At 61.9% G+C, this 12,896-nt stretch carries 12 protein-coding genes; 4 read left to right on the top strand and 8 right to left on the bottom strand.

Annotation, left to right across the window (positions count from 1 at the left end; translation table 11 throughout):
• Positions 1 to 27 precede the first annotated feature (27 nt).
• From AB6Q56_RS10120 to AB6Q56_RS10105, 4 genes are read right to left on the bottom strand one after another with little or no spacing between them, the layout of a single operon-like run.
• The gene (locus AB6Q56_RS10120; protein WP_434516920.1) at positions 28 to 684 is read right to left on the bottom strand and encodes a YbaY family lipoprotein; all 657 of its coding nucleotides are present in this window, start codon (positions 682 to 684) and stop codon (positions 28 to 30) included.
• Positions 681 to 1,424 carry an arginyltransferase gene (locus AB6Q56_RS10115; protein ID WP_434516919.1) on the bottom strand — a complete coding sequence of 248 codons (744 nt, stop codon included), beginning with the start codon at positions 1,422 to 1,424 and terminating at the stop codon, positions 681 to 683. Before AB6Q56_RS10115 ends, AB6Q56_RS10120 begins: the two co-directional genes overlap by 4 nt.
• Positions 1,425 to 1,426: 2 nt before the next feature.
• Positions 1,427 to 2,125, bottom strand: a complete 699-nt coding sequence (gene aat, locus AB6Q56_RS10110) for a leucyl/phenylalanyl-tRNA--protein transferase (protein ID WP_434516918.1) — start codon at positions 2,123 to 2,125, stop codon at positions 1,427 to 1,429.
• Positions 2,122 to 3,204 (bottom strand): ABC transporter ATP-binding protein, encoded by a 1,083-nt coding sequence (locus AB6Q56_RS10105; RefSeq protein WP_434516917.1) that lies wholly within the window; start codon positions 3,202 to 3,204, stop codon positions 2,122 to 2,124. The genes aat and AB6Q56_RS10105 overlap by 4 nt, the downstream gene beginning before the upstream one ends.
• 30 nt (positions 3,205 to 3,234) lie before the next feature.
• Here AB6Q56_RS10105 and AB6Q56_RS10100 point away from each other — a divergent pair, with 30 nt between their 5' ends.
• Positions 3,235 to 4,872 (top strand): ABC transporter permease, encoded by a 1,638-nt coding sequence (locus tag AB6Q56_RS10100; protein WP_434516916.1) that lies wholly within the window; start codon positions 3,235 to 3,237, stop codon positions 4,870 to 4,872.
• A gap of 36 nt (positions 4,873 to 4,908) precedes the next feature.
• Here AB6Q56_RS10100 and AB6Q56_RS10095 read toward each other — a convergent pair whose 3' ends face one another.
• The 3 genes from AB6Q56_RS10095 to AB6Q56_RS10085 form a co-directional block, all read right to left on the bottom strand.
• Entirely contained in the window at positions 4,909 to 5,478 is a 570-nt protein-coding gene (locus AB6Q56_RS10095; protein WP_434516915.1) for an ankyrin repeat domain-containing protein, read from the bottom strand.
• Between the two features lie 58 nt (positions 5,479 to 5,536).
• Positions 5,537 to 6,553: a Fe(3+) ABC transporter substrate-binding protein gene (locus tag AB6Q56_RS10090; protein WP_434516914.1), complete on the bottom strand. Its 1,017-nt coding sequence runs from the start codon at positions 6,551 to 6,553 to the stop codon at positions 5,537 to 5,539.
• 119 nt (positions 6,554 to 6,672) lie between these two features.
• Positions 6,673 to 7,179, bottom strand: a complete 507-nt coding sequence (locus AB6Q56_RS10085; protein ID WP_434516913.1) for a C40 family peptidase — start codon at positions 7,177 to 7,179, stop codon at positions 6,673 to 6,675.
• Between the two features lie 122 nt (positions 7,180 to 7,301).
• Here AB6Q56_RS10085 and AB6Q56_RS10080 point away from each other — a divergent pair, with 122 nt between their 5' ends.
• From AB6Q56_RS10080 to AB6Q56_RS10070, 3 genes are read left to right on the top strand one after another with little or no spacing between them, the layout of a single operon-like run.
• Positions 7,302 to 8,297, top strand: a complete 996-nt coding sequence (locus AB6Q56_RS10080; protein WP_434516912.1) for an oxidoreductase — start codon at positions 7,302 to 7,304, stop codon at positions 8,295 to 8,297.
• A 1-nt stretch (position 8,298) separates the two neighbouring features.
• Positions 8,299 to 9,414 (top strand): diguanylate cyclase, encoded by a 1,116-nt coding sequence (locus tag AB6Q56_RS10075; RefSeq protein ID WP_434516911.1) that lies wholly within the window; start codon positions 8,299 to 8,301, stop codon positions 9,412 to 9,414.
• Between the two features lie 47 nt (positions 9,415 to 9,461).
• Positions 9,462 to 11,354 carry a propionate--CoA ligase gene (locus tag AB6Q56_RS10070; protein ID WP_434516910.1) on the top strand — a complete coding sequence of 631 codons (1,893 nt, stop codon included), beginning with the start codon at positions 9,462 to 9,464 and terminating at the stop codon, positions 11,352 to 11,354.
• Between the two features lie 202 nt (positions 11,355 to 11,556).
• Here AB6Q56_RS10070 and AB6Q56_RS10065 read toward each other — a convergent pair whose 3' ends face one another.
• A complete protein-coding gene (locus AB6Q56_RS10065) occupies positions 11,557 to 12,894 on the bottom strand; it encodes a PepSY-associated TM helix domain-containing protein (protein ID WP_434516909.1) in 1,338 nt (445 codons plus the stop codon).
• Positions 12,895 to 12,896: the final 2 nt, after the last annotated feature.

Raw genomic sequence — 12,896 nt, 5'->3', positions numbered from 1 at the left:
ATCTGCCCTTGTAGTTCTGCAGCGGGATTACTGCTTTGCTGCGGGCTTGAGTTCCAGATTGAGCGGCTGTTCCGGTGACGGGTAGGTCTTGCTGCCGGCGAAGCGCCGCTTGCCGTGCTGGTCGATTTGGGCGGTGACGGTGAGGCTCGGCTTCTTGCCCAGCAGGTCGCGGTCGATGCTGGCCGAGAATGGGATCGGGGGTTGCGCACCATTCAATTCATAGCGTTGTTCGACCAGAGTACGGCCGGCTGAGCGGATGCGGATGGTCAGGATGGCGTCGGGCGGCAGGGCGATCCGCGCCAGGTAGCTGACCGTGCCGCCGATCTCGATGAAGCTGCTGGCTGCTGCCGGCGTGGTTGTGGAGGGTGCTGCCGGAGAGGGCGGCGGTACGGCGCCACGCGCGCAGCGGCGCAAGTTGCCTTTGCCGTCCTCAAGCACGGCATCGTCGCCCTTGGTGTGCAGGCGAATCTCGCCCCGGCGGTACTGCACGCCGGAGGCGGAGGGTACTTGCGGCAGCACCACCGCTTCGTCGGCGAAATGCAGGGTGGCGAGCGGGCGGCCCTCGGCGTCGGCGGTGAAGGCGATCTCCAGGTTGCTCCCGTTGTCGCAGGCGTAGGGAAATCGATCGTCGGCAGCGTGTGCGGAGAGGGCGGCGAGAAGCAACAGCAGGGCAGGTGTTTTCATGCGGGGTCGAGTTCGGGAAGCGTTGTCCAGTGGCCGTCGATGAGGCCTTCGATCGGCCGGAAGGCCGCCTTGTAGGCCATCTTGCGGCTTTCGGCAATCCAGTAGCCGAGGTAGAGGTAGCGCAGGCCGAGCGCCCGGGTCTGGGCGGCCTGCCAGAGGATGTTGTAGGTGCCGAAGCTGGCGCCCGGGACATCGGGGTCGTAGAAGGTGTAGACGGAGGAAAGCCCGTCATCGAGTACATCGATCAGGCTGACCATGCGAATGGCCTGGTCGTCGCTGAATTCGATCAGTCGCGTGTCGACGCGGCTCTGCAGCAGGAACTGGGCGTACTGTTCGTGGCTGTCCTCGTCCATGCCGCCGCCCGGATGGCGGGATTGCTGGTAGCGGTTGTAGAGGTCGTAGTGGTTGTCGAGGTAGGCCAGCGGTAGTTCGCGTGCCCGCAGGTTGGCGTGGTGCTTCGCTGCCCGGCGCTGGCTGCGGTTGGGTTCGAGGTCGGCAACGGGAAGACGGACCGGAATGCAGGCGCGGCAATGGTCGCAGTGTGGGCGGTAGGTGAAGATGCCGCTACGCCGGAAACCGGCGCGCACGAGCGAGCTGTAGATTTCGTCGTCGATCAGGTGGGCCGGGGTGGCGACTTGCGAGCGCGCCTCGCGATCCGGCAGGTAGCTGCAGGGATAGGGCGACGTTGCGTAGTAGAGCAGCAACGAGAAGGGCAGTTCGGCGTCGTCGGGCTGGGCCATGGCTATTGCCCGGAAGGCTCTGTTGCCCACACCGAACGCGGGTTGCCCGTGGCGATCAACACGGAGAGCTTGTCCACGAAGTCCTGGCGCGGAATTTCACGGCCGCCAAGCGAGGCGAGGTGGTCGGTATACATCTGGCAGTCAATCATCCCGAATTGGTTGGCAACAAGATAACGCACGAGGTGGGCGAAGGCGACCTTCGATGCGTCGGTTCGGTGGGAGAACATCGATTCGCCGTAGAACATGCGACCGATGGCCAGTCCATACAGGCCGCCGACCAGGGTATCTCCCTCGTAGGTTTCGACCGAGTGGGCCCAACCGAGTTCGTGCAGGCGGCAATAGGCTGCGAATATCTCGTCGTTGATCCATGTACCGTTCTGGCCGGGGCGCGGGGTTTGTGCGCAATGGGCGATGACTGCACGAAAATTGCTGTCGAAGCGGACGGTGAAGCGCTGGCGCCGAACGAGCTTGTCGAGCGAGCGGGTCAGGCGGAATTCTGCCGGAAAGAGCACCATGCGCGGATCGGGGCTATACCACAGCGGATGACCTTCGACCGTTCCCCAGGGAAAAATGCCGTGCCGATAGGCGCCAAGTATCCATTCAGGTGCCAGGCTGCCGCCGATGGCGAGCAGGCCATCCATGTCCTGGCGTGCCGATTCGACGGGTGGAAAAGTGTCGAACGGGCTGAGGAATGGAATCACGCGTGATCGTGATGCGACTGTTTCTTGAAGGCGATGACGTGATCGGCATCGAGGCGGATGCCGATCTTTTCGCCCAGGGCATGATTGTGGTGCGAGGGAACCAGCGACAGTACCTCGGCGCCGCTGGCCAGGCGCAGGGTGTAGAGGATGTCGGCGCCGCGGAAGGCCTTGTGCAGCACTTCGGCCTGCAGGGGGCTGCGGTCGTCATGGACCACGTCGTCGGGCCTGAGCAGCACGTCGACGTCGCAGCCATCGGCGCAGTTGGCGCAGGTCTCGCTGCATTCGACCGGGATGTCGGAAACCAGCTGGCCGAGTTCCATGTCGACATTGGTGCCACCGGCGACGATGCCGGGCAGCAGCACGCCCTGGCCGATGAAGTCAGCAACGAAGCGGTTCGATGGCCGATGGTAGAGGTTGTAGGGCACATCCCATTGCTGGATGTGACCTTCGTACATGATGCCGATCTCGTCGGCCATGGCGAAGGCCTCGTGCTGGTCGTGGGTGACCATGATGGCGGTCGAACCTTCGCGCTTGAGGATTTCGCGCACCTCGACCGAGAGCCGCTCGCGCAGGCCGACGTCGAGATTGGAGAAGGGCTCGTCGAGCAGGATCAGGTTGGGGCGCGGCGCCAGCGCGCGGGCCAGCGCCACCCGTTGTTGCTGCCCGCCGGACAGTTCGTGCGGGTACTTGTTTCCCTGGCCATGCAGACCGACCGTGGCAAGCAACTGGCGGACGCGCAGATGGGCGTCTTCAGCAGGCTTGCGGCCCAGTCCGAAGGCGACATTCTGTTCGACGGTGAGGTGCGGGAATAGCGCATAGTCCTGGAAGACCATGCCGATTCGCCGCTTCTCCGGTGGCGTGGACAAGCCGGGCTTGCTGACCACCTCGCCGTGCAGCCGGATTTCGCCGTCGGCAATTTCCTCGAAGCCTGCGATGCAGCGCAGCAGGGTTGTCTTGCCGCAGCCCGACGGACCGAGCAGGCAGGCGATGCTGCCGGCTTCGAGGCGGAAATCGACGCCGTCGACGACGGTATGCCTGCCGTAGCGCAGAACGACGCCATTTAGTTCAAGTTGAGCCATAGCGGTCGATTATAATTCGCATTCACAGACATGCGCATTGCCTCTTACTCCCCCCTGTTGATCGTCGGCCTCGTGGTCGCCCTGCTGGCCGGCTTGCCGGTAGCCAGCGTCGGACTCAATCTGTTCGCCGGCGGGACAAGTGAAACCTGGGCGCATCTGTCGTCGACGGTGCTGCCGGAATACATCGTCAATTCGCTTTGGCTCTGTCTGGGGGTCGGCCTCGGTGTCGGATCGTTGGGGGTGACGACCGCCTGGCTGACGGCGATGCACGAATTCCCGGGGCGGCGCTTTTTCGAGTGGGCGCTGGTGCTGCCGCTCGCGGTACCGGCCTACGTCATGGCTTACGTATATACCGATTTCCTGCAGTTCGTCGGTCCGGTGCAGACTTTTTTGCGCGAGACTTTCGGCTGGGAGCACGGCGATTACTGGTTCCCGGATATCCGCACCCTGCCGGGAGCGATGATGATGTTCGTCTGCGTGCTCTATCCCTATGTCTATCTGCTGGCGCGGACGGCGTTCCTGGAGCGCGCGAGCGGCATGCTGGAAGCGGCACGAACGCTGGGCATGGGGCCGTGGCGGGCTTTCTTCGCGGTGTCGCTGCCGCTGGCGCGCCCGGCCATCGTCGCAGGCGTGGCGCTGGCGTTGATGGAGACGCTGGCCGACTACGGCACGGTGGCCTATTTCGCGGTCAACACCTTCACGACCGGCATCTATCGCGCCTGGTTCTCGCTGGGCGATCGCATCGCCGCGGCACAACTGGCCGCCATGCTGCTGGCTTTCGTGCTCTTTCTGCTGATGGCTGAACGCGTTTCCCGGGGGCGGGCGCGCTACCACGATACAACGGGGCGGAACCGCCCGATGGCCGGTGCGCGCTTGCGGGGCCTGGCCGCCGTGCTGGCGGTCGTCGGCTGTGCCTTGCCGTTGTTGCTGGGCTTCTTGGTTCCGGCCGGGCTTCTGTTGAAGATGGCACTGACCGAGGGTGACGCCCAGTTCGGCGAGCGCTTCCTGGTGCTGTCGCGCAACAGCTTCGTACTGGCCGGCGCGACGGCGGCAATTGGCGTTCTGCTGGCCTTGCTGCTTGCCTATGGTGCGCGTCTTTCCAAAAGTGCCCTGGCGACCGGCTTGAATCGTCTGGTCGGCCTGGGTTATGCCGTTCCCGGCGCGGTGATCGCGGTCGGGGTGCTGATCCCGGTGACCCGGCTCGACAACTGGCTGGCTGGGCAGTGGGAGACCTGGTTCGGCCATAACCCTGGCTTGCTGCTGACCGGTGGTATCGCTGCCTTGATTTATGCCTATCTTGTTCGTTTCCTGGCCGTGGCGCTGCATACGGTGGAGTCGAGCCTGGGTAAGATCACGCCGAACATGGACGATGCAGCGCGCAGCCTGGGACTGGGGCAGGGCGAAACGATGCGCCGCGTGCATGTGCCGATGCTGCGCGGCAGCCTGCTGACGGCTGGATTGCTGGTCTTCGTCGATGTCATGAAGGAATTGCCGGCGACGCTGGTAATGCGTCCCTTCAACTTCGATACCCTGGCGACCCAGGCCTATACGCTGGCGTCTGACGAGCGACTGGCCGAAGCGTCGACGGCAGCGCTGGCGATCGTCGTGGTGGGTTTGCTGCCATTGATCGCGTTGTCGCGACAGATATCTGCCGCGCGCCGAAAGTAAGCGTCGATAGGTCGCTGTCGTCGACTCGCTGCCCCGTTACGGTTTGGCCGGTGTTTCCCAGGAAATAGGCGGAATTTCGTCTACGTCGAGAAAGAGCAGGTCGGCGGAGATCGCATTGGTCTCGGTGCCGAACGATTCGGTCGTTTCGGCTGCCCCCGGCTTGTGAAACGACAGGTTGCTCGGGGTGAATTCGATGAGATTGTCGGCTGCCGTACCGGGTAGTTCGGGTACGACGGCTTCACCGGGCAGAGGGGCGCTCTTGATGCCCAGAACGTCCGGCGGAATCGTCATGTCGTTTGGGGGGCGGGCCCCTTCCTGAATCAGCAAGGCGGCAATTTCGTAATGCTCGCGACGCAAGGCCAGACGGAGCGGGGCGCTGGCGCCATCGGCCGCGCTGGCATTCGGATCGGCGCCGCGGATCAGCAATTCCCGCACAATGGCCAGGTTGCCTTCGAAGCAGGCGGTGCGCAACGGTAGGCCAGCGTGTCCGTGAACGTCGACCTCTTCGAGGTCCGCACCGTCATCCAATGCAATTACAACGCCGCTCAGGCGAGCGGCGCGTATGGCACGAATGAGCTTGCTCGGGGGAAGTCCTTTTTCAGTCATCAATCAAACGCCTTGGAGGAGTTCGATTGTAGGCAATTCCCCGGAGCTTGACGAGGTCTTACTTGAAGCCGGCGCGATCGAAAATGATCTGGGCCTTGGTCTGGTACATCGCCAGGTTCTTGACGGGGAGTTTGTCCGCCTTGAACTTTCCTAGCGATTCAAGCGCCGGATTGGCGACCTTGACGCTTTCCACGACCGGCCATTCGTTGTTGCCGTCGGCAAAATAGCGTTGCGCCTGGTCGGAGGCCAGGTACTCAAGGAATTTGACGGCCGCTGCCTTGTGCGGTGCGTTCTTCAACATGCCGCCACCGGAAACGTTGATGTGGGCACCATTGCCACTCTGGTCGGGCCAGATGATGCCGACCTTTTCCATCAGCTTGGTTTCTTCCGGCTTGGTCGAGCGCAGCAGGCGGGCCACGTAATAGGTGTTCGAGATCGTCACGCCACATTCACCTGCAGCGACTGCCTTGATCTGGTCGGTGTCGCCGCCCTTGGGTGCGCGGGCGAAGTTGGCGACCATGGCGCGGGCCACTTCCTCGGCCTTGGCTTCACCCTGGTGGGCAATGATCGAAGCCATCAGCGACAGGTTGTAGGGATGCGAGCCGGAGCGAGAGCAGAGCTTGCCCTTCAGCTTGGGATTGGCCAGGTCGGCGTAGTTCTGGACGTCTTCCGCTTTTACCTGGGTCTTGTTGTAGACGATGACGCGGGCGCGCGTCGAGAAGGAAAACCAGTCCTCGGTGCGTAAATGGGCCGGAATCCGGGTTTCCAGGGTTTTCGAGGCCACCGGCGCGAACAAGCTCAATTCGTGGGCCTTGGCCAGACGGGCTGCATCGACCGTCAGGAAGATGTCGGCCGGGCTGTTGGCGCCTTCGTTCTTGATGCGTTCGAGCAACTCGTCTTCCTTGCCCTCGATCCGGTTGATCTTGATGCCGGTTTGTTGCGTGAAGTTGTTGTAGAGCGCTTCATCGGTCTGGTAATGGCGGGCTGAATACAGGTTGAGAACATTTTCCTCCGCCGTGGCGGCATTCATTAGCGACAGGACGGCGGCGGCTACTAGACCGAATTTCAGTTTCATCAAGCAACTCCAGTTTGGTTCAGGAATCCTGTCAGTTTACTGTCAGGAAACAAAACTGTAAATGAGAATGGTTATCGAAGTTTGGTATTAAAAAAGCGGCTCGCGAGCCGCTTGATCGATCAGTTTCCGTCGAGAATTCGGCGGGCGCCGTTGTAGCGCTGGACCCAGTAGCTGCTGTCCATGCTTTCGACGCGAACTTCGGCGCCGGTGCGCGGGGCATGCATGAAGTGATTGTCGCCGAGATAAATGCCGACATGCGAAAACGTGCGGCGCATGGTGTTGAAGAACACCAAATCACCCGGCTTGAGCTGGCTGGCGTCGATTTGCTGGCCGACTTCGCTCATTTCCTTGGCGGTGCGCGGTAGGGATGCGCCGATGCTGTCCTTGAAGACGAGGCGGACAAAGCCGCTGCAGTCCAGTCCGCTATCCTCGTTGTTGCCGCCGAGGCGGTAGCGGACGCCCACCAGCTTCAGGCCTTGCAGAATGACATCCTGCGCGGCGTTGGTGTAACGTTCCAGGAACGACGGTTGTTCATCCTTGCGGACTTGCTCGGCAGCAGTGGACGCCCCGATCCCGCTGATCAGCAGCGAAACCGATAGAAGCAGGGAGGCCAGTACTTTATGCATAGCCCCGAAATGTATTTGAAAAAACGGATGCTGTAAAGGCGCGGTAAAAATCGACGGGTACGACTATGTTCATACTCTGTAATTATGAATACAATTTATTTTCCCAAGGAGTGAGGAAAACGATGGATTCTTTCAAGGCATTGTTGATCGAGGAGCGTGACGGGAAGGTTGGCAACGGTTTCGTTCAAATGAATGAAGGTCAGCTGGATGCTGGCGAGGTGACGATCCGTGTGGCCTACTCGAGCATCAACTACAAGGATGCCTTGGCGGCAACCGGTGCTGGCAAGATCATTCGCCGCTTTCCGTGCATTGGCGGCATCGACTTGTCGGGGACGGTCGTCGCCAGCAGCGATGCGCGCTTCAAGCCCGGCGATCCGGTGATCGCCACCAGTTTCGATATCGGTGTGGCCCACCACGGCGGTTATGCCGAAGTTGCCCGGGTGCCGGGCGACTGGGTCGTGCCTTTGCCGGCCGGTTTGTCACTTTATGACGCCATGGCACTGGGGACGGCCGGGTTTACCGCCGCCCTGGGCATCGTGCGCATGGAGGAAAACGGCCTTCGTCCGGAAAAGGGGCCGGTCATCGTGACCGGTGCTACAGGCGGCGTCGGCAGCCTGGCGGTCGACATGCTGGCCAAGGTTGGCTACCACGTCGTGGCACTGACCGGAAAGGAAAGCGAAAAGGACTATCTGCTCGGTCTGGGGGCTGCAGAAGTGTTGATGCGCCAGAGTTTGGATCTCACGAAGATCCGCCCGCTGGACCGAGGGCGCTGGGCGGGGGCGGTGGACAATCTGGGCGGCGATGTCCTGGCATGGATCGCCAGCACCATGGAGCAGGGCGGGACGATTGCCAGTATCGGCCTGGCGGCCAGCCACGTGCTGAATACGACGGTCATGCCTTTCATCCTGCGCGGTGTTTCCCTGCTTGGCGTCGATTCCGGCTATATCCGCGAACCGTATCGCAGCGGGGTTTGGCAGCGCTTGGCGACCGATTTGCGCCCGCCGCACCTCGACGCGATGTCGCGCCGGATTCCCTTCGATGCCTTGCCCGCCATGTTCGACGAATACATTGCCGGGCGTGCGAAGGGTCGCGTGGTCGTGGAAATCGCCGGAGGCTGAGGTGGCCGATCTGCCGCATATCCTGATCGTCGATGACTCGCGGGTGGTCAGGGTATCGCTCATCCATCACCTGAAGGCGGATTACGAGGTCAGGGAGGAAAGCGACGGCGAGGCGGCATGGCAGACGTTGGTGGTTGATCACTCCATCAAGGCGGTGATTTCCGATTTGCAGATGCCCAAGCTGAATGGCTATGAGTTGCTTGAGCGCCTGCGGACATCGAAGCTCAAGCGCTTGCAGCAGTTGCCTTTCATTCTGGTTTCGGGGGAAGAAACCGAGGAGGAGCGTCTCAAGGCCAAGGCACTGGGGGTTTCGGATTTCGTGACCAAGGGTGCGGGCGGCGCGGAACTGCTAATCCGCTTGAATAACTTGCTTAGCCTGACGCGTGCTCAGGAGAATATCGAGGCCGATCGCGAGCGTCTGGTTCAGGATCCGGTGAGCGGATTGTTTACACGTAAATATCTGGAAATGCAGATGGCCCAGGCGCTGTCGCATGCTACCCGGCACGGTGTCGATGTGAGTGTCATGGTGCTGGGGTTCGATGATTTCGGCGCTCTCTGCCAGCGTTTCGGTCTGCAGGTAGCCGAAGAGATTTGCAATCGCTTCGCCAAGATGTTGGCCGGCAAGATGCGACATGAGGATAGTCTGGGTCACTTCGGCCAGGGGCAGTTTGCCATCGTTTCCCCCGGTACCGCGCCGGCCTTTTGCGCCACCTTTGCCGAGCGCGTGCGCGAGGCTGTCGAAATGGCCAAGCTGACGATCAGCGGCGAAACGGTCGCCCTGACTGTGAGCATAGGCCTGGCCAGCATGCCAACGGATCCACCTACCTCGGCGGTGGCCTTGCTCGACCTGGCCGGCGAACGCATGCACCGGGCCATGGGCGAGGGCGGGAATCGTACCGAGTCGGGTGGCGTTTTGCCCGCGACGCGTCCGATCTCGATCAATCATGCGCTGGAGTTGCTGGCGGCCAACCGGATCGATCCGGTCATTCCACACTTGCCCGCGCTGGGCGAAAGGCTGATGCCGCTGTTGCAACTTATTGAAAAGGAATTGGGCTTGGCTCTGCCGCTGGTGGAGATTGAACGCCTTTTAAGTGAACGGAAATCTCAAAAAAATTAGTCCGTTCAGTATTTTGTAGTGCAGGAAAACTTTTGAAGAGGGATTTTATGGCGACGTACAAGGAGTTTCACCAGTATTCCATTGAAAAGCCGGATGAGTTCTGGACCGAGCAGGCCCAACTCATCGACTGGAAGGAGCCGTTTACTCAGGTTTGCGATTATTCCAGGCCGCCGTTCGCGAAGTGGTTCGTCGGTGGCAAGACCAACCTCTGCTACAACGCCATCGATCGCCACGCTGCCAAGCGTCCGAATGACCGTGCCCTGATCTACATTTCGACCGAAACCAATGAGGAGAAGGTCTACTCCTTCGCTGAGTTGCAGCGCGAAGTCGAGCGCATGGCCGCGATCTACAAGAGCCTCGGCGTCAAGAAGGGCGACCGCGTCCTGATCTACATGCCGATGATCGCCCAGGCTGCTTTCGCGATTTTTGCGGCAACGCGCATCGGCGCCATTCATTCGGTGGTGTTCGGCGGTTTTGCCTCGGGCTCCCTGGCGACCCGTATCGACGACGCCAAGCCGACCCTGATCGTGTCGTCCGACGCCGGCATGCGCGGCGGCAAGGCCGTGCCGTACAAGCACCTGCTCGACGAAGCGATCGAGATCGCCGAGCACAAGCCGGCCAAGGTTCTGATGGTCGACCGTGGCCTGGACAAGGGCTTCAACAAGGTCGAAGGCCGCGATGTCGATTACGCCACCCTGCGCGCACAGAATATGGATGCCAAGGTCGACTGCGAATGGCTGGAATCCTCCGAGCCGTCGTACATCCTCTATACCTCGGGTACGACCGGCAAGCCGAAGGGGGTGCAGCGCGACACCGGCGGCTACGCCGTGGCCCTGGCTTCGTCGATGAAGCACATCTACTGCGGCGGCGAAGGCGAGACCTATTTCTCGACCTCGGACATTGGCTGGGTGGTCGGCCACTCCTACATCATCTACGGCCCGTTGATCGCCGGCATGGCGACCATCATGTACGAAGGCACACCGCTGCGGCCGGACCCGGGCATCTGGTGGCAGATCGTCGAGAAGTACAAGGTCAACGTCATGTTCTCGGCGCCGACCGCTGCCCGCGTCCTGAAGAAGCAGGACCCGGCCTACATGCACAAGTACGACCTGTCCTCGCTCAAGCACGTCTTCATGGCCGGCGAGCCGCTCGACCAGCCCACCCATGAGTGGTTCCAGAACGAATTGCAGAAGCCGGTCATCGACAACTACTGGCAGACCGAAACCGGCTGGCCGATGCTGGCCGCGCTGCACGGCGTGGAAAAGACCCCGATCAAGTTCGGTTCGCCGTCCTTCCCGGTCTATGGTTACAACCTGCAGATCTTCCGCGAGGATGGCTCGGTCTGCGGCGCCAACGAAAAGGGTATCGCCGCCGTCGTGCCGCCGCTGCCGCCGGGCTGTCTATCCACCGTTTGGGGGCAGGACGACCGCTTCGTCAGCACCTACTTCACGCTGTTCAAGGAGCCGCTGGTCTATTCTTCCTACGACTGGGCGATCAAGGATGAAGAGGGTTACTTCACCATCCTCGGCCGTACCGACGACGTGATCAACGTGGCCGGCCACCGCCTGGGCACCCGCGAAATCGAGGAGGCGATCCAGAACCACCCGGCGGTTGCCGAAGTGGCCGTGGTCGGTGTCGAGGACAAGCTGAAGGGGCAGATGCCGATGGCCTTCGCCGTCGTCAAGGACGCTTCCAAGGTGGCCACGCCGGAGTTGGTCAAGGCACTGGAAAAGGAAGTCTTCGCCACGGTCGACGGCATTCTCGGTGCCATCGCTCGTCCGGCCCGTGTGCACTTCGTCACCGGCCTGCCGAAGACCCGCTCCGGCAAAATGCTGCGCCGTTCCCTGCAGGCGCTGGCCGAGGGGCGCGATCCGGGCGATCTGACCACCATCGAGGATCCGTCCACGCTCGAACAGATCAAGAACGCGCTGGCCAGCTAGGTTTTGCCGTTCGTGCTCGCAAAAGCCCGCCGATGAAAATTGGTGGGCTTTTTAACTTTGATTACCGCGAATTTTGCAGATTCAAGATGAGTATTTCTTGCAATACAGACTCTGGACATGCGTGAAGTTAACGTAGCAAATACAATCACAGCATGTGAAGACAGTACTCGCAAGAGACAACGCAAATTGCCGAATTCGCCTGCTAGCAGGGGGCAGCCGTTGGTGATTTCGATTGCTGTCGGCGTGCTCGGCGCTTCCTGGCCCAGATCGCAACGCCCGTCACGCTGAGCATGGCGACGACCATCCCGATGGCGCCGATGAAGAGTTTCATCGGCATTCCCCCCAGTGCAGCCATGTGCAGGCTGGTGATCCAGGTACGGATCGTGTCTCCGGCAGCCGCGCCGACGGGCCGCCATATACCGGTCAATGCGCCTGATTCTGCCGAGAAACTGACCCGGGTGAGCCGCCAGCGTGCCGAGAGATCGCGGTCGCTTTGCGCGAAGTAATGGTATTGACCGCTTCGCGGGTCATAGGAAATCTGGTGTTCGCGACGGATGGAAAATCCGCCGGCGCGCGCCTGTTCGGCCATCAGCCGTTGCCCGATTCCGCGTGCCTCCACCCAGCCGATCGGCGGGGACGGCAGCGGCTTGAGCAACGGCGCGGTACGCCCATCGTGCTGGGTCGCGAACAGCGTGCGCATGATCGGGTCGTAGACCTCGGCAAGGTTGAACGACACGCCGCTCCAGGCCAGGACGAGCAGCATCGCCCATGGCCATAGGCCGCCGGCGCGATGCAGATGGAAATTCACCTTGTAGGCGTCGCCACGCCAACGAACCCGCCATGCCGGCCACCAGCGCGCCGGCCACGATTGGCCCGCCTTCCCGTGGGCCGGCGCCAACCGGGCGGATACGGGCTGTTTCCCGCGCTGGCGCGGGGGAAAGGTGAGGCAGGCGCCGACGAAGCAGTCGATCGTCCATACAAGCGCGACGATGCCGAGCAGGGTGCTGCCCACCGTACCCAACGCCAGCGAATGATGCAGGCGGTAAATGAAGGGCATCAGGTTTTTCCGGCCTTGGCTAATGTCTCCCCATTTTCTCTGGCCCAACACGTCGCCGGTGTAGGGATTGACGAAAACCTGGTCGTTGGCCAAAACGGGTGCCGCACCCGTACCCGAATCCACTGCGGGCTGGAGGCGAAATACCATCGCTTTGCCCGGTTCGACCGTGAGCGGTACACGCCCCACGAACACCCCGGGATTGTCCGCCTGCACCTTCTCGCGCAGCAACAGCGGGTCGAGCGGCGTCGCATCGGGCGCTGGCGGCGATGCCTTGAAAAGCGACGGACTGACCAGCGCTTCCAGCTCGCTGTTCCAGGCCAGCAGGCTGCCGGTCAGGCCGGCAAGCAGCAGGAAGCCGGCCAGTGCCAGGCCGACATAGCGATGGATCAGGACGAGGAGCGGGCGCAGGCCTGAACCCGAACAATCACGCTGGCGTCGGCCGTGCGCGGTGGGCCGGGGATTTCCTTCCCGGAGAATCGGCACGA

Origin of the sequence: Dechloromonas sp. ARDL1, from assembly GCF_051122455.1 — a bacterium.
In the GTDB taxonomy this organism is placed as follows: domain Bacteria; phylum Pseudomonadota; class Gammaproteobacteria; order Burkholderiales; family Rhodocyclaceae; genus Azonexus.
The sequence above is the reverse complement of the archived record's forward strand: the minus strand, read 5'-3'. Positions and strand labels throughout refer to the sequence as shown.

Excerpts from the sequence above, each read along its gene's own strand:
- AB6Q56_RS10070 (WP_434516910.1), top strand. The coding sequence starts at position 9,462 with ATGGCGACGTACAAGGAGTTTCACCAGTATTCCATTGAAAAGCCGGAT.
- AB6Q56_RS10120 (WP_434516920.1), bottom strand. The coding sequence starts at position 684 with ATGAAAACACCTGCCCTGCTGTTGCTTCTCGCCGCCCTCTCCGCACAC.
- AB6Q56_RS10105 (WP_434516917.1), bottom strand. The coding sequence starts at position 3,204 with ATGGCTCAACTTGAACTAAATGGCGTCGTTCTGCGCTACGGCAGGCAT.
- AB6Q56_RS10080 (WP_434516912.1), top strand. The coding sequence starts at position 7,302 with ATGGATTCTTTCAAGGCATTGTTGATCGAGGAGCGTGACGGGAAGGTT.
- AB6Q56_RS10115 (WP_434516919.1), bottom strand. The coding sequence starts at position 1,424 with ATGGCCCAGCCCGACGACGCCGAACTGCCCTTCTCGTTGCTGCTCTAC.
- AB6Q56_RS10085 (WP_434516913.1), bottom strand. The coding sequence starts at position 7,179 with ATGCATAAAGTACTGGCCTCCCTGCTTCTATCGGTTTCGCTGCTGATC.
- AB6Q56_RS10100 (WP_434516916.1), top strand. The coding sequence starts at position 3,235 with ATGCGCATTGCCTCTTACTCCCCCCTGTTGATCGTCGGCCTCGTGGTC.
- AB6Q56_RS10090 (WP_434516914.1), bottom strand. The coding sequence starts at position 6,553 with ATGAAACTGAAATTCGGTCTAGTAGCCGCCGCCGTCCTGTCGCTAATG.
- AB6Q56_RS10095 (WP_434516915.1), bottom strand. The coding sequence starts at position 5,478 with ATGACTGAAAAAGGACTTCCCCCGAGCAAGCTCATTCGTGCCATACGC.